A 14121-nucleotide genomic window follows, 5' to 3' on the forward strand; every position below is an offset into this window, starting at 1 on the left:
GTGCAGCGCAGCAGCGGAGCACGGGCCGCCGGGCGACGGTGTGCGCCAGGGCGCGCAGCAGGGGTTCTTCCGCATCGCCCGCGAGGGCCGCGCGGACGCGCCGCTCCCACCCGGCGAAGGCACGGCGGCCGTCGGGACTGCGGTCCGGAACGGGTGATTCGGCCATGACCGGTACGTCCAGCACCTTCTCCGGGAAGGTGCGTAGCCGGACACCGGTCCGGCCGGTACCCGTCCGGCCCGCGGGCCTGGACCGGGCCGCCGCCTGGGCCCGGCGCGCGCCCCTCATGCCGGCCCTGGTGTTCATGGTGATCATCACCCAGCTGCCCTTCGTGGCCACGCTGGTGATCTCCCTCATGGACTGGAACGCCCTCTACCCCGACCGGCGCGGCTTCACCGGACTCGCCAACTACGCAGACGTGTTCGGCGACGCCGACCTGCGCGCGTCCGTCCTGACCACCGTCTGGCTGACCGCGGTGTCGTCCTGGTCAGCCTCGTGCTGGGGCTGGGGCTCGCCCTCCTCCTCGACCGGCGCTTCCGGGGCCGCGGCCTGGTCCGCACCCTGCTGATCGCGCCCTTCCTGCTGGTCCCGGTCGCCTCCGCGCTGTTATGGAAGCACGCCCTCTACAACCCCGAGTACGGGCTGTTCAACGGTGCGCTGACCTGGCTGTGGTCGCTCTTCGGCAGCGACAGCCCGCCGCAGCCGGACTGGATCACCTCGATGCCGCTCGGCGCGATCGCGGCCTCGCTCGTGTGGCAGTGGACGCCGTTCATGATGCTGATCCTGCTCGCCGGGCTGCAGAGCCGTTCCACGGAGGCGGTGGAGGCGGCCCGGGTGGACGGCGCGAACGCCTGGCAGGTCTTCCGCCATCTGACACTGCCGCATCTGCGCCGCTACCTCGAACTGGCCGCGCTGCTCGGCTCGATCTACGTCGTGCAGAACTTCGACGCCGTCTTCACCCTCACCTCGGGCGGCCTCGGCACCGCCAATCTGCCCTACACGATCTACGAGTCCTTCTACAAGGCACACGACTACGGCCGTGCCTCGGCGGCCGGCGTGGTCGTGGTCGCCGGGACCATCGTCGTCGCCACCCTCGCACTGCGCCTGGTGTCGACGCTGCTGAAGGAGGAGTCCTCTTGACTTCCTCCCCCACCTAATGGCGGGGGATTCCAGCGGTCGCCCGCTGGGGTTCCTGCTTCGCCGACGACCGCCCCGTCCGGGAGGACTCCCGTTGAGGTCTTACACCGTCTCCACAGGCAGATGCCGCCAGCCCGGCGGCCAGGATGTTGCGTGCCGCGTTCACGTCGCGGTCATGCACGGCGCCGCAGTCACACCTCCACTCGCGGACGTTCAGCGGCAGCTTCGCCGCGACCGTGCCGCAGGTCCCGCACGGCTTGCTACTGGGGAACCAGCGGTCGATCACGACGAGTTCGCGCCCGTACCAGGCACACTTGTACTCCAGCATGAAGCGCAGGTCCGTCCATGCCGCATCGGAGATGGCGCGCGCGAGCTTGCCGTTCTTCAGCAGATTGCGGACGGTCAGGTCCTCGATCACGACTGTTTGGTTCTCACGGACGAGACGAGTCGACAGCTTGTGCAGGAAGTCCCGGCGCCGGTCGGCGATCCGGGCGTGCACGCGGGCCACCTTCACCCGCGCCTTGGCCCGGTTGCTGGAACCCTTCGCCTTGCGGGACAGCTCCCGCTGCACGCGGGCCAGCCGGGCGCGGTCGCGGCGCTCATGGCGGGGGTTGGCTGGGCGCGTGGCGGCCCCTCCCTGGTCGTCCTCACCCGGGGCGCAGCGGGCGCCGTGGCCCACTGGGCCCCGGGCGGGCGGCACTCCGTCCCCGCGCATCCGGTGCGCGTCACCGACACCATCGGCGCCGGTGACGCCTTCATGGCTGGCCTGCTCGCGGGTCTCCTGTCCGCGGGCCTGCTCGGCGGGGCGGCGGCCCGGGAGCGGCTGCGCGCCGCCGCGCACGGCGGTCACCTGCGTCCGCGGTGGCCGCCGCCCTGGACCTCGCCGCGCGCGTCGCGGCTCTGACCTGCGGACGGGCGGGCGCGGACCCGCCGTTCCTGGCGGAGGTGGCGCCCGCCGTGTGATGATCCCGCCGAAAGGACACCCACGCACCGAGGGGCGATACGACGATGTGGCCGCGGGTCGACGGAATGCGCTCCATGGAGCTCGGCACGCCCGACGCGCTGCGGGACGAGCTGAACTCCCTGGTCCTGGCGGGCAAGAAGACCGCCACGACGGGATTGCTGTCCGAGTACGTCGAGGAGACCGAGGGTCTGGAGTTCGTCGGCGAGCGGCTGGCCCTGCTGGACCGGGAGAGCCACTGCGTCGGCGTCATCGAGATCACGGGCGTGGAGGTGACGTCCTTCGCGGACGTGACGTGGGAGCACGCCGCCGCCGAGGGCGAGGGCGACGCCTCCCTCGACGACTGGCGGGCCGGGCACCGGCGTTTCTGGGAGCGCGCGGGCACCCCCGTCGGCGACGGGACGCCCGTGGTGTGCCTGGCCTTCCGCCTCGTGCCGGCGGACGGCTGACCGTGCTGCTGCGCATCGAGGCCCGCGATCTGCCGGGCCGCGTCTTCGGCGACCGCGTCGGCGCCCACGTCGCCGTGCAGCGCCGAGCCCGCCCCGCGGAACTGCCGGACCCCCGGCCCGGCGACGCGCCGGCCGCGACGTGGACCCTCGACCGCGCGACCAGGACCACACCGGCCGGACGAGACCTCACGGGACCGTACGTCCAGGGCGGCCCCGGCGCCCGCTTCGTCCACCCGTCCTGGGGGACCGTGGACGCGCCCGGCGCCTTCACGATGTCCCGCCGCGCCAAGCTGATGCTCGACGCCGTCGACCCCGCGACCCTCGCTGCCGCGGCCCGCTCCGGCCTGCTCACCGGCCGCCTCGGCCTCACCGACGACGGCGGCGGCCCGCTGTGCGCCGCCGTCCGGCCGCCGGTCGTCATCACGTCATCTGGTCGGCGGACGGCCCGGCCGGTACGCGCCTGCGGATCCGGGGACGAGGACACACCGCCCGGCCGGTGGGCGCGCGCGGCCGGCACAGCCGCTTCCGTCTTCCCGCCGGCACCGGGCGGTGGTACCGCTACCTCCGGGGGGCCCGGCCCCCTCAGTCATCTCCCCTGACGATGTTCCATTCCTTGCCGCTTTCGGGTTCCCGCTGCGGCGGATTGCCACGGCCCTCCTTCACGACAGCAGGTCGGCACGTCCGTATCTGCTGGTCGCGGGGGATCCGGGTGCTGGTCGGGTGGCCGTTGCGCGTGTCCACGACTGGGCGCCTCCTCAGGTCTACTCGAAACCGCATACCCATTCGAACGTGACTTACACGGCATAACGTTCCGAATCAGGGCATGCCCTCCCCGCCCATGCGTGCCTTCCCGGCCGGCCGTGCTGCGCGGCAGGCCGCATCCGCCGCGTCGGCGGCGGTGAGGAGGAGGCCGTCGGCGGCGCGCGAGCGGGCGCGGCGGCACTGCCATGACGGGAGCGGTCTCCCGGGACGACCCGGACGGCGGGGCCGCGCCGGGGCGAGGAGACGGGCCCCGGGCGAGGGCCCGGATCCCGGGCGGGTGCGGGCCCGCACGCGTCATCGTGCGCGTGCCCGGAACTCCGCTGGGGAAACCGGGCCGGGTGCGCGCGGTGGTCAGCGCGTGGGATGCCATTCGGCGAGCACGATCGTGGCGTCGTCCTCGAGGCGGCCGTGCCGGTGGGCCAGGATGGCGTGGACGAGCCGGCGCAGGACCTCCGGGGCGGGGTCGCCGAGGGCGGTGGCGTGCCCGACGTACTCGGTCAGGCGCCGCTCGCCGAACTCGTCGCCGCCCTCGGCGCGGGACTCGGTCACCCCGTCGGTGTGCATGAGGATGCGGTCCCCGGGCTCCAGCCGCGCGGTGTGCACGGAGCGCGGTTCGCCGGAGTACTCGGCGCCCAGGCCGAGGGGCAGGTCCGCCCTCCGGTCCATGGCGCCGGGGACGACGTGCCGGGCGCGGATCAGCCGGGGCACGGGGTGGCCGCAGTTCGCCCAGTCCAGCTGACCGGTGCGGACGTCGAGGTCGGCGAAGATCGCCGTCGCGAGCCGGTCCGGGATCCACTCGGCGAGGGTCTCGTCCACGGTCCTGACGAGCTCGCCCAGGTCCGCCCCGCCGCGCCGGGCGGCCCGGCAGCCGGCCAGCACGACGGCCGCCGCGAGCCCCGAGGCGAGGTCGTGGCCCATCGCATCGACCACGGCCAGGTGCAGGTGGTCGTCCTGGAGGCTGTGGTCGAAGGCGTCGCCGCCGATCTCGTACGCCGGCTCCAGCACGGCGCTGGAGGTCACCTCGCTGGTGCCGAGCGTGCGCGGCGGCAGGAAGGCCCACACGAGCTCGGCCGCGGCGCTCATCGGGCGGCGGCGGACGAGCTGCAGCATGTCGTCGCTGAACCCCGTCTTCGACACGATCGTCAGGGTCGTGACGTCGGCGAGGGCACGGCAGCGGGAGAGCAGCTCCGGGTCGATCCGGTGGGCGGTGACCTCCAGGACGCCGATGCGCTCCACGCCGTCGACGAGGGGCAGCCACATGGTGATCCGGTTGTCCCGCTCGCTCAGGCGCAGCGAGATCGTCCGGTAGGCGGCGCCCGCGGGCGTGCCGTCGATGGCCACGGGGTGGCGGCTGCGGGACGCCGGGTCGCCGGGCAGGGGGACGAGGCGTTCCTGCTGGACGTCGGCGAGCAGGACCGCGACGTCGTCGAGGCCCACCTGGTGCCCGGCACGCGCGAGGGTGGCGCCCCATTCCTCCGGGGCGACCTCGTGCGAGCGCTGCAGGAGCCCGCTCAGCAGGGTGCCGAAGCCGGTGTCGTCCACCGTCACCATCGCCTGTCGCCGTGCCGTCCCCGGTCGCGGGGCCGGGACGTGGGGCACCTGCCCCGGGGGCCGGGACCGAAACACCCACCGGCCCTGAACTGCGGCTTCACACTGCGGCGGGCACACACAGGGGCTTCACAGGTTCTCGGATTGCCTACCCGCGCCGGTTCCACGAATCGTCACATTCAAGCAAATCGAGTGCCAATACGGGCGAGCCGCACCTTAACGGGCACGCCGAGGATCGACGCTTCTCGTGACCCACCCGTACGGGGGCCCCGGCACCCGCGGAGACAGGAGTCATCCATGGTTCCACGTTTTGTGACCGCGGTCGGTGTGGCCGTGGCCGTCGTCCTGGGCGGTGCGGCGAGTGCCGGCGCCGTCACGCCGGAGACCGTCCGCACCCACGGCACGCACGCCACGCACGACGACCACGGCCGCGGTCACCACGGCCGCCACCACAAGCGTCACCACCACCGCTGGCACGGTCACCGCCACCACCGCATGCAGCACCACTTCTTCAAGAACAACCACCGCCGCTGACCGCGGCCCGACCGGAACGACCGGGGCCCGGGGCGCCCATCCGCGACAGCGGGGGCGCCCCGGGCCCCGGGCGCGTGTGCCGGCGTGTCAGGCGGTCTGCGCACTGCGCAGCGCGGCGTACGGACCTCCGGCGCGCAGCAGTTGTTCGTGCGAGCCGACTTCCATGATCCTTCCGCCGTCCATGACCACGATGCGGTCGGCGTTGCGGATGGTGGACAGCCGGTGGGCCACCACGAAGACGGTGCGGTTGCGCACCAGGCGCTCCAGCGCCTGCTGGACGAGGGCCTCGGACCGGGAGTCGAGGGCGGATGTCGCCTCGTCCAGGACGAGCACGCGGGGGTCGCGGATCAGCGCGCGGGCGATGGCCAGACGCTGCTTCTGCCCGCCGGACAGACGGGCGCCGCGCTCCCCGACGACCGTGCCGAGGCCGGCCGGCAGCCGCTCGACGAACTCCAGGGCGTTGGCGGCCCGCAGCGCCTCCCGTACGGCCTCCTCCGGGACGCCCGGCATGCCGTAGGCGACGTTCTCCAGGATGGTGCCCTCGAAGAGGATGGACTCCTGGGGCACGACCGAGACGAAACGGCGGTAGCTGCGCAGGTCCAGGCTCTCCATGTCCGCCCCGTCCAGCAGGATCCGGCCCTCGGTCGGGCGCAGGAAGCCGATGACGAGGTTGAGGACGGTCGACTTGCCGGCGCCGGAGGTACCCACCAGCGCGATGGTCTCCCCGGGGCGCACGGAGAGGGTGAAGTCGCGCACCGAGTGGTCCGCGGCATCGTCGTAGGTGAAGCCGACCCCCTGGAAGTCCACCCGCCCGCGGACGGCGGCCACCTCGGTCTTGCCCGCGTTCTGCTCGAGGTCGGGCGCCTGCAGCACCTCGCCGACCGAGCGCACCGACTCCAGTCCCTTGCTCACCACCGGGGTGAGGCTGAGCAGCGTGGTCACGGCGGCGGTGAGAGCGGAGAAGTACGTGGTGAGCAGGACGACGTCGCCCGGGGTGACGCCGAGCCAGCCGTAGTACGCCGCCAGGGCAGAGCCGAGAAGGCAGCCAGCGCCCAGGACGTTGAGGACGATCCAGGCGAGCGAGCCGAAGCGTCCGTTGAGCCGGTCCAGGCGCAGCCCTGCGGTGAGGACCTGGCTGAGCGTGCCGTCGACGCGGCGCAGCGCGGTGGACTCCAGTCCGTGGGCCCGGGTGATGGGGATGAGGGTCGTCATCTCGGTGACGCGGGTGGAGAGTTGCTCCACCTCCTGGCGGAACGACTCGTTGGACTCGCGCAGCCGGCCGCGCAGCCACATCACGAGCGCGGACGTCGCGGGCACCACCACCAGGAAGACCGGGAGGAAGGAGGGTGCCTGCACGGCGATCACCGCCAGCGCGCCGATCAGCGTGGCGAGCGCCGACAGGCCCATGTCGCCGGTCTGCTGGACCGCCTGCTCGATGGCCTCCACGTCCCGGATGACCTTGGTCTGCAGGACGGCGGAGTTGACCTTCGTGTGGTACCCGATGGAGAGCTGCTGCATGCGCTGGCACAGCGCGGAGCGCAGCCGCGTGCCGGTGCGGCGTGCGCTGCCGTACCAGCACCGCACGTAGAGCAGGTGGAACGGGTAGTTGAGGACGAGCATCAGCAGCAGCACCCCCGTGCCGAGCAGCATGCCGGACAGCGGCTTGTGCTGGACGATGACGTCGATGACCTGCGCGGTGACCAGCGGGGTCAGCCAGACCGGGGTGTGCTTGACCATGAACGCCAGGACGGCCAGGGCCAGTCGGCCGCGGTCGTGGCGGAAGAGGTAGGCGAGGGTGCGGATGGGGTGTTCACCGCGGTAGCGGTGGTCGAGCGGGCCGTGCGGCGACGCCATGCGGGGACTCCGGGTGCACGAGGGCGCGGGGTGATGAGACGGCACTGGCTCATCGTCCGGTCATCGCCGAATCCTAGGCTGTGAGCGCTCCCACGGGCGCCGCCGGGGCCCCTGACCGGTCCCGGCCGACTCAGGACGCGGTCCGGGGGCAGACGGGTGGGGAAAGGGCGCGAGAACGCGCCCCCGGACCACTGGGAGGGCCGATGCTGGCCATAGTCGCGGCCGTCGTCTTCGCGATCGCGTTCGTCATCAACGCCACGGGTACGGCGACCGAGGACGTCTTCACCCCGACGAGCCTGCTGCTGATCGGGCTCGCGCTGCTCGCCGCGCACCTCGGCGGGGTCGGCTCGGGTGCGGGCGCCCGCTGGTCGGGGTACCGCAGGCGCAGGCGCTGAGCCGCCTCGCGGGAAGGGGAGGACGCATGACCGAGCATCGGGACGACATGTCCGGGGGCGTCGCGGAGCACCGTCCGGGCTTCTCCGGTCCGGGGTTCTCCACGTCCGCCGACGTCGACGGCGCGGGTTCCGGGGAGGGCGGGCTGGTGCCACCGCCCCCGGAGATCCCGGAGTACGAGGTGCCGGAACCCGAGTCCGCCGTCACCGAGGGGCCGGGCTTCCAGTCCCCCGCCTACTCCGGTCCGGACTTCACCGGCCCCGGCCCCATGGGCGGCACGGACCCGGAGGAGGAGTGATCACGAGGCCGGAGGCTCCGCCGCCGGGGCCCGGTCCTCCATGCGGGCGCGGCTCTGCGCGATGAGCTGCTGGACGTTCCGCTCGACCTCCTCGGGGTCGAGGCCGAGGGCCCGCCCTATGTGCGCCGACCAGACCTCGGAGCGCACGTTCGTCTCGAAGGCGAGGTCGGCCCGGATGTTGTCCCGGGCGGCCTGCCGGTTCTGGCTGACCATGACGAAGGTGGAGAGGAAGATCGCCTCCAGGCTGACGATCATGGTGAGCAGCCCGAAGGGGTACGGGTCGAAGACCGCGCCGTGCCCGGCCAGCCCCTCGTTCAGCAGGATCCATACCGCGAACCAGACGATGTGCACGTAGACGAAGGTCATCGAGCCGGCGAAGGCGGTGATCGCGTCCGCGACCCGGTCCTGGGCGCCGCGCCCGCGGGCGAAGACGACCCGCTCGTGCGGCAGGCGGACGACGGGGTGCGGCAGCGAGGGGACGGCGGAGCCGTCGCGGTGGGAACTCATGGCCACATCCTGCCCCCGGTGCTCCGCGCGCATGGGACCGGGCAGGCGGGAGCGACGCCACCGGGAAGAAACAGCCCGCCCCCTGCGTTGGCATGCGCGGATCAAGGACCATCCCCGAAAGGAGGCGACCGGTGAAGGTTCGTGCCTCGCTGCGTTCCCTCAAGAACACACCCGGCTCGCAGATCGTCCGCCGCCGCGGCCGCGTCTACGTGATCAACAAGAGGGACCCGCGCTTCAAGGCCCGCCAGGGCTGAACCCGCCGACCGGAGCGAGCGCCGCGAGCCGTCCTCAGACGGCGATGCGGCGCTCGTCCGCGCCGATGGCGGGGTCGTTGATGCCGGCGTGGCGCCTGCGCATCAGGCCGTTCTCGTCGGACTCCCAGTTCTCGTCGCCGTACGCACGGACCCGGTCGCCCGGTCAGCGGGACGGCGTGAGGCCGCGCAGCAGAAGCAGCGCGATGTCGTCGGTACGCCGCCGGCGCTCCCCCGTGTGGGCCAGCACGCCGTCCGCGACCCGGTCCAGCGGCAGGTCGCCGGCAACGGCGAGGTAGTCCGCCAGGTCGGCCAGTTCGGCGTCGATGTCCGTCCCCGGGGACTCGACCAGGCCGTCGGTGTAGAGCAGGAGCAGCGAGCCCGGTGGGAACGGGAACTCGACGGTGGGGTAGACCACGTCGGCGTCGATCCCCAGCAGCGGCCCCTGTGCGAGGTCGAGCGCCCGCACCCGGCCCCCCGGTTCCCTCAGCAGGGGATGCGGGTGCCCGGCACCGGCCGCGAGCGCGCGCTGCCCGGCACGGTCGAGGTGCAGGTAGACGCAGCTGACGAGCAGATCGACGTCGAGGTCGACCAGCAGCCGGTTGGTGCGCTCCAGGACCTGGCCCGGGGACTTCCCGACCGCGCTGTACGCCCGCACCGCCGTGCGCACCTGGCCCATCAACCCGGCGGCGGTGACGTTGTGCCCCTGGACGTCGCCGATCACGGCGGCCGCCCGGTCCCCCACGCGCAGGAGATCGTAGAAGTCGCCGCCGATGTCCATGCCCTCGGTGCCCGCGAGGTAGCGCGCGGCCGCCTCCAGGCCGGGCAGCGCCGGCAGATTCCGCGGGAGCAGGGCCGCCTGCAGTCCGTGGGCCAGCCGGTGCTTGGCGTCGTAGAGCCGCGCCCGCTCCAGCGCCTGGGCGATCAGGCCGCCGAGGCTGGTCAGCAGGGCCCGCTCGTCGGCCCCGAAGCAGTGCGGTTCGGGATACCCCAGCACGCAGGTGCCCACGGAACGGCCGGAGGCGATCAGCGGGAGGTAGGCCCACGCCGCCATGCCGTCGGCGACCGGCGGACGGTCGGGGAAGCGCTCCCGCATCTCCTGCTCGGACTCCAGGAACGCCGGCGCACCGCTGGCCAGCACCTGCGTGGCCGGTGCCGGCACGGACATCGACATGCCGTCGTAACGGTCGACGACGGACGGGTCCCGGCATCCCCGGTGGCCGAGCACGCGCATCCTCCCGGCCTCCGGGGCGACCACGGCCACCACCCGGCTGCCGACCGCGGGCATGATCTCCTCGGCGACCAGGTCGATCACGTCCTGCACGCTGACGGCCTCCGTGAGTGCCCCGGACAGGTTCACGAGGTGGGAGATGGTCACCAGTCCGACCGCGGGCTGCGTCGCACCGCGCGCACCGCCGGGCACCACCGGCGCCTGCGCCACCGGGGCGCAGGCGGGCGCGATGCGCACGCTGACGCCGTTGCTGCTGGGATGGAGCTGGAAGGTGAGCCAGTCGCCCGGTGGGCGCAGCGCGGTGAACGAGGTGGGCTGCCGACTGATCAGCGCCGCGCGGTGCCGCTCCTGGTGCACCGGGTCGTCGAGCCAGGGCAGCGTCCGCCACAGCGGCTGCCCGAGCAGCTTGCGCACCGGTACGCCCAGCCGGCGGGACGCCGCCCCGTTGGCGTAGGTGACCCGGCCGTCGAGGTCGAGGGAGCACAGCCCGTCCGGCAGCCGGCCCACCATGCGCACCGCCTCGACCGCCGAGGACACCCCGGTCACCGGGGCCCCCATGACGACCTGTGGCTCGCGCCGGACCGGCCGGCCCGCCTCGGCCGCCTCCTCCAGCCCCCGGGCCAGCCGGTCGCAGGCGGCGACCAGGCGCTCGCGTTCCCAGTCGGCCAGCTCCGGCGGATGGGCGCCCGGCCACGTGACGAACACCGAGCCGTACGCCGTGCCGGCGGTCGCGACCGGCAGCGCGGCGAGGGTGAACGGATACGGCAGGACGAGCGCGATCCGCGGATACCGGCGGGCCATCTCCTCCTCGCCGCCGACCCAGACCAGCCGGCGCTCGCGCAGCGCCTCCGCCACGGGGATCGGGGCACCCAGCCCCACCCGCTCCCACGGCGCGGCGAAAGCACGTGGCAGCCCGGCCATCACGGCCATCTCCAGCACCGGCTCGCCGGGGGCGAGGAGGTAGATCCCGCCTGCGTGCGCCCGCACGCCGTCCATCATCGCGAACAGCGCCGGTGCCAGCAGGCCTTCGCCCGCCCTCGGCCCGTCGCCGGGGTCGGGCGGCCGGGGAGGGGACCCGTCCGGCACGGGAATCACCTCCTCGCCTCTTCCCGTCCAGCCTGCATCCAGGCGGCGGGCCGCGCATGCGGGAGGCGTGCGGCTCCCGCCGCCGCGCCACCGCGCCCCGGGGTGTTCGCCAACTCCCCTGGTTTTGGGGACAGATGACACGCGGCGTTTTTGTTCGAACCCCTTGGCGTTCGCCTGGGGCGGTGCTTCAATGTGGCGCTGTTAGGAAGGTTTCCTAACTTCTGACCCACGGAGTCCCCCGTGCAGATCCCCCCACACCGTCATGCACGCGCCCTCCCCCGCCGGCGTCTCGCCCTGTACGCGGCCGCCGCGCTGACCGCCGGCGCCCTGGCCGCCGGGGTCGGCTCGCCGGCCTCGGCCGCGCCGGGGCGGCCCGCCGCGGCGACGTCCGGCGCCGGGCTCGACGACCCCCACAAGAAGGACATCGCCATGCAGCTGGTGTCCAGCGCCGAGAACTCCTCACTGGACTGGAAGGCCCAGTACAAGTACATCGAGGACATCGGCGACGGCCGCGGCTACACGGCCGGCATCATCGGCTTCTGCTCCGGCACCGGCGACATGCTCGACCTCGTCGAGCTCTACACCGACCGCAAGCCCGACAACCCGCTCGCCCGCTACCTCCCCGCGCTGCGCCGGGTCAACGGCACCGACTCGCACAGCGGGCTCGGCTCCGGTTTCGAGAACGCCTGGCGCAGCGCGGCCGCCGACCAGGCGTTCCAGCAGGCGCAGAACGACGAGCGCGACCGCGTCTACTTCGACCCCTCGGTCAAGCAGGCCAAGGCCGACGGACTGCGCGCGCTCGGCCAGTTCGCCTACTACGACGCGATCGTGATGCACGGCCCCGGCGACGACAAGGTCAGCTTCGGCGGCATCCGCAGGACCGCCCTGTCCAAGGCCAAGAGCCCCGCGCAGGGCGGCGACGAGAAGGCGTACATCAACGCCTTCCTCGACGCCCGCAAGGCAGCCATGAAGACCGAGGAGGCGCACAGCGACACCAGCCGGGTCGACACCGAGCAGCGCGTCTTCCTCAACAACGGCAACTTCGACCTCAACCCTCCGCTGAAGTGGAAGGTCTACGGGGACAGTTACACCATCAACCAGTGACCGCACCCGCACGCACGCGTTCAGGACGGCCCCGGACGGGGCCGTCCCGAACTGCGTCGTGGGGCCCGGGCGCGGGCGGGCGCCGCTACCGGCGGAGGAGGTGCGCCGCGCGCCCGGCGATGACGTGGACGGTGGCGGCGGTGTTGCCCGAGGGGATGGAGGGCACCGACGGAGCGTCGGCGGCGCTCTGCCGCCTGCCCTCGACGATGTTCAGGTCGCTCCAGCCGCCGCCCCTCCAGGCCGCCGCCGATGCCGGTCGCGCGCCGGTACCCGGCCGAGGGACGACGGGATGACGCGCCGCACCGTCCGGGGAGGGGCGAACTCGCCCAGCCCTCGGGCAAGTTCATCGGCCCGCGCCCTACCCAGAGATGGATGAAAGTTGTACGGTCCCCGGGGTCATGTCCCCTCAGGGAGGTACTCGCCATGGCGTCAATGGGCGTACCCGACGTCCTCACCCGTGCCCGCACCGTCGCACCGCCGGGCTGGAGCCGCTGGCTGGTACCGCCGGCCGCGCTGTCCGTCCACCTCGCCATCGGCCAGGCGTACGCCTGGAGCGTGTTCAAGCCGCCGCTGGAGTCCTCGCTGGGCCTGAGCGGCACCCAGTCGGCGCTCCCGTTCCAGCTGGCGATCGTCATGCTCGGACTGTCGGCGGCGTTCGGCGGCACGCTCGTCGAGCGCCACGGGCCGCGGTGGGCCATGTGCGTGTCGGCGCTCTGCTTCTCCTCCGGCTTCCTGATCTCGGCCCTCGGCGCCGCGACGCGCCAGTACTGGCTGATCGTCGTCGGGTACGGCCTCGTCGGCGGCATAGGCCTCGGCATCGGCTACATCTCGCCCGTCTCCACTCTGATCAAGTGGTTCCCCGACCGGCCGGGGCTCGCCACCGGCATCGCCATCATGGGCTTCGGCGGCGGTGCGCTCATCGCGTCGCCCTGGTCCACCGAGATGCTGTCCTCCTTCGGCGCCGGCTCCTCCGGCATCGCGCAGACCTTCCTGGTGATGGGCCTGGCCTACGCGGTCTTCATGACCTTCGGAGTGCTATTGGTCCGGGTCCCCGCGGACGACTGGCGACCCGCCGGATGGAACGCGGCCGCCGACACCGCCCGCCCGCTGGTCACCACCGGCCAGGTGTCGGCGCGCAACGCGCTTCGCACGCCGCAGTTCTGGTGCCTGTGGGTGGTCCTCTGCATGAACGTGACGGCGGGCATCGGCATCCTGGAGAAGGCGGCGCCGATGATCACCGACTTCTTCGCGAACACCTCGACCCCGGTCTCGGCCACGGCAGCCGCCGGCTTCGTCGGCCTGCTGTCGCTCGGCAACATGCTGGGCCGCATCACCTGGTCCTCCACCTCCGACCTGGTCGGGCGGAAGAACATCTACCGCCTCTACCTGGGGGCGGGGGCGCTGCTCTACCTCCTCATCGCGCTGGCGGGCGACGACTCCAAGCCGCTGTTCATCGTCGCCGCGGCCGTCATCCTGTCCTTCTACGGCGGCGGTTTCGCCACCGTCCCGGCCTACCTCAAGGACCTCTTCGGGACCCACGAGGTGGGCGCCATCCACGGACGGCTGCTGACCGCCTGGTCCACCGCCGGCGTGCTCGGGCCGCTGATCGTGAACGCGATCGCCGACCACGAGAAGTCGGCGGGGCGGACGGGACCTGACCTGTACACCACGTCGTTCATCATCATGATGGTGCTGCTGGTCATCGGCTTCATCGCCAACGAGCTCGTACGGCCGGTCCATCCGCGCCACCATGACGGGCCGTCCGCGGAGCCGATGGCCACCACCGGACCCGAGTCGGAAGGAGCCGTCCGATGACCGCCCCGTCCCCCGCGCCCACCGCCGCAGCCTCCACCGGGCACGGACGGACGCCGCTGATGGTCGTCGCCTGGCTGTGGGTCGGCGCCCCGTTCGCCTACGGTGTGTACGAACTCGGCCTGAAACTAAAGCAGTTGTTCACCGGCTGACTCCGGCGCGGCACCCCGCCCCCGGCCGCCCGGTCCGCCGAGGA

At 72.9% G+C, this 14121-nt stretch carries 15 protein-coding genes and 3 pseudogenes; 11 read left to right on the top strand and 7 right to left on the bottom strand.

Annotated features, from left to right (window positions below):
- Positions 1-164 precede the first annotated feature (164 nt).
- Positions 165-1138 (top strand): annotated as a pseudogene (locus tag ACWDAS_RS22360) (carbohydrate ABC transporter permease).
- A 13-nt stretch (positions 1139-1151) separates the two neighbouring features.
- Here ACWDAS_RS22360 and ACWDAS_RS22365 read toward each other — a convergent pair.
- A pseudogene (locus ACWDAS_RS22365) lies at positions 1152-1751 on the bottom strand (RNA-guided endonuclease TnpB family protein); the annotation flags it as partial.
- Here ACWDAS_RS22365 and ACWDAS_RS22370 point away from each other — a divergent pair.
- The 3 genes from ACWDAS_RS22370 to ACWDAS_RS22380 all read left to right on the top strand — a co-directional run bounded on the left by ACWDAS_RS22370 (position 1737) and on the right by ACWDAS_RS22380 (position 3144).
- Complete coding sequence (locus tag ACWDAS_RS22370) at positions 1737-2039, top strand: PfkB family carbohydrate kinase (RefSeq protein ID WP_450393586.1); 303 nt, start codon at positions 1737-1739, stop codon at positions 2037-2039. The pseudogene ACWDAS_RS22365 and the gene ACWDAS_RS22370 overlap by 15 nt on opposite strands.
- A gap of 134 nt (positions 2040-2173) precedes the next feature.
- A complete protein-coding gene (locus tag ACWDAS_RS22375; protein WP_450393588.1) occupies positions 2174-2545 on the top strand; it encodes an ASCH domain-containing protein in 372 nt (123 codons plus the stop codon).
- A gap of 2 nt (positions 2546-2547) precedes the next feature.
- Complete coding sequence (locus tag ACWDAS_RS22380; RefSeq protein WP_450393591.1) at positions 2548-3144, top strand: DUF5990 family protein; 597 nt, start codon at positions 2548-2550, stop codon at positions 3142-3144.
- Here ACWDAS_RS22380 and ACWDAS_RS22385 read toward each other — a convergent pair.
- Both ACWDAS_RS22385 and ACWDAS_RS22390 read right to left on the bottom strand, forming a co-directional pair.
- Positions 3128-3286, bottom strand: coding sequence for a hypothetical protein (locus ACWDAS_RS22385; protein WP_450393593.1), 159 nt, complete (start codon positions 3284-3286; stop codon positions 3128-3130). The genes ACWDAS_RS22380 and ACWDAS_RS22385 overlap by 17 nt on opposite strands.
- A 372-nt stretch (positions 3287-3658) precedes the next feature.
- Positions 3659-4858 carry a PP2C family protein-serine/threonine phosphatase gene (locus ACWDAS_RS22390; RefSeq protein ID WP_450393595.1) on the bottom strand — a complete coding sequence of 400 codons (1200 nt, stop codon included), beginning with the start codon at positions 4856-4858 and terminating at the stop codon, positions 3659-3661.
- 294 nt (positions 4859-5152) lie between these two features.
- Between ACWDAS_RS22390 and ACWDAS_RS22395 the strand changes: the two genes are divergently transcribed.
- Complete coding sequence (locus tag ACWDAS_RS22395; protein ID WP_450393598.1) at positions 5153-5389, top strand: hypothetical protein; 237 nt, start codon at positions 5153-5155, stop codon at positions 5387-5389.
- Between the two features lie 87 nt (positions 5390-5476).
- Here the strand turns inward: ACWDAS_RS22395 and ACWDAS_RS22400 are convergent, their stop codons facing one another.
- The gene (locus ACWDAS_RS22400; RefSeq protein WP_450393600.1) at positions 5477-7243 is read right to left on the bottom strand and encodes an ABC transporter ATP-binding protein; all 1767 of its coding nucleotides are present in this window, start codon (positions 7241-7243) and stop codon (positions 5477-5479) included.
- A 203-nt stretch (positions 7244-7446) separates the two neighbouring features.
- Between ACWDAS_RS22400 and ACWDAS_RS22405 the strand changes: the two genes are divergently transcribed.
- Positions 7447-7638, top strand: a complete 192-nt coding sequence (locus ACWDAS_RS22405) for a hypothetical protein (RefSeq protein ID WP_450393603.1) — start codon at positions 7447-7449, stop codon at positions 7636-7638.
- A 26-nt stretch (positions 7639-7664) separates the two neighbouring features.
- The gene (locus ACWDAS_RS22410) at positions 7665-7934 is read left to right on the top strand and encodes a hypothetical protein (protein ID WP_450393606.1); all 270 of its coding nucleotides are present in this window, start codon (positions 7665-7667) and stop codon (positions 7932-7934) included.
- Here ACWDAS_RS22410 and ACWDAS_RS22415 read toward each other — a convergent pair whose 3' ends face one another.
- Complete coding sequence (locus ACWDAS_RS22415) at positions 7935-8441, bottom strand: DUF1003 domain-containing protein (RefSeq protein ID WP_450393609.1); 507 nt, start codon at positions 8439-8441, stop codon at positions 7935-7937.
- A gap of 131 nt (positions 8442-8572) precedes the next feature.
- On the opposite strand from ACWDAS_RS22415, the gene ykgO reads away from it, so the two are divergent.
- Positions 8573-8695: a type B 50S ribosomal protein L36 gene (gene ykgO, locus ACWDAS_RS22420; protein WP_319140616.1), complete on the top strand. Its 123-nt coding sequence runs from the start codon at positions 8573-8575 to the stop codon at positions 8693-8695.
- Positions 8696-8729: 34 nt separating this feature from the next.
- On the opposite strand, the pseudogene ACWDAS_RS22425 reads toward ykgO, so the two are convergent.
- Positions 8730-8840: pseudogene (locus tag ACWDAS_RS22425) on the bottom strand (DUF1348 family protein); the annotation flags it as partial.
- 18 nt (positions 8841-8858) lie between these two features.
- Positions 8859-11009: a SpoIIE family protein phosphatase gene (locus ACWDAS_RS22430; RefSeq protein WP_450393612.1), complete on the bottom strand. Its 2151-nt coding sequence runs from the start codon at positions 11007-11009 to the stop codon at positions 8859-8861.
- Positions 11010-11249: 240 nt separating this feature from the next.
- On the opposite strand from ACWDAS_RS22430, the gene ACWDAS_RS22435 reads away from it, so the two are divergent.
- The 3 genes from ACWDAS_RS22435 to ACWDAS_RS22445 all read left to right on the top strand — a co-directional run bounded on the left by ACWDAS_RS22435 (position 11250) and on the right by ACWDAS_RS22445 (position 14077).
- On the top strand, positions 11250-12113 hold the full coding sequence (locus ACWDAS_RS22435) for a chitosanase (RefSeq protein ID WP_450393615.1): 864 nt from the start codon (positions 11250-11252) through the stop codon (positions 12111-12113).
- A gap of 423 nt (positions 12114-12536) precedes the next feature.
- A complete protein-coding gene (locus ACWDAS_RS22440) occupies positions 12537-13928 on the top strand; it encodes an L-lactate MFS transporter (protein WP_450393618.1) in 1392 nt (463 codons plus the stop codon).
- The gene (locus ACWDAS_RS22445) at positions 13925-14077 is read left to right on the top strand and encodes an MFS transporter small subunit (protein ID WP_450393620.1); all 153 of its coding nucleotides are present in this window, start codon (positions 13925-13927) and stop codon (positions 14075-14077) included. Before ACWDAS_RS22440 ends, ACWDAS_RS22445 begins: the two co-directional genes overlap by 4 nt.
- Positions 14078-14121: the final 44 nt, after the last annotated feature.

The organism is Streptomyces sp. NPDC001070 (assembly GCF_053598835.1).

Excerpts from the sequence above, each read along its gene's own strand:
- ACWDAS_RS22370 (WP_450393586.1), top strand. The coding sequence starts at position 1,737 with ATGGCGGGGGTTGGCTGGGCGCGTGGCGGCCCCTCCCTGGTCGTCCTC.
- ACWDAS_RS22375 (WP_450393588.1), top strand. The coding sequence starts at position 2,174 with ATGGAGCTCGGCACGCCCGACGCGCTGCGGGACGAGCTGAACTCCCTG.
- ACWDAS_RS22390 (WP_450393595.1), bottom strand. The coding sequence starts at position 4,858 with ATGGTGACGGTGGACGACACCGGCTTCGGCACCCTGCTGAGCGGGCTC.
- ACWDAS_RS22395 (WP_450393598.1), top strand. The coding sequence starts at position 5,153 with ATGGTTCCACGTTTTGTGACCGCGGTCGGTGTGGCCGTGGCCGTCGTC.
- ACWDAS_RS22400 (WP_450393600.1), bottom strand. The coding sequence starts at position 7,243 with ATGGCGTCGCCGCACGGCCCGCTCGACCACCGCTACCGCGGTGAACAC.
- ACWDAS_RS22405 (WP_450393603.1), top strand. The coding sequence starts at position 7,447 with ATGCTGGCCATAGTCGCGGCCGTCGTCTTCGCGATCGCGTTCGTCATC.
- ACWDAS_RS22410 (WP_450393606.1), top strand. The coding sequence starts at position 7,665 with ATGACCGAGCATCGGGACGACATGTCCGGGGGCGTCGCGGAGCACCGT.
- ACWDAS_RS22415 (WP_450393609.1), bottom strand. The coding sequence starts at position 8,441 with ATGAGTTCCCACCGCGACGGCTCCGCCGTCCCCTCGCTGCCGCACCCC.
- ACWDAS_RS22440 (WP_450393618.1), top strand. The coding sequence starts at position 12,537 with ATGGCGTCAATGGGCGTACCCGACGTCCTCACCCGTGCCCGCACCGTC.
- ACWDAS_RS22445 (WP_450393620.1), top strand. The coding sequence starts at position 13,925 with ATGACCGCCCCGTCCCCCGCGCCCACCGCCGCAGCCTCCACCGGGCAC.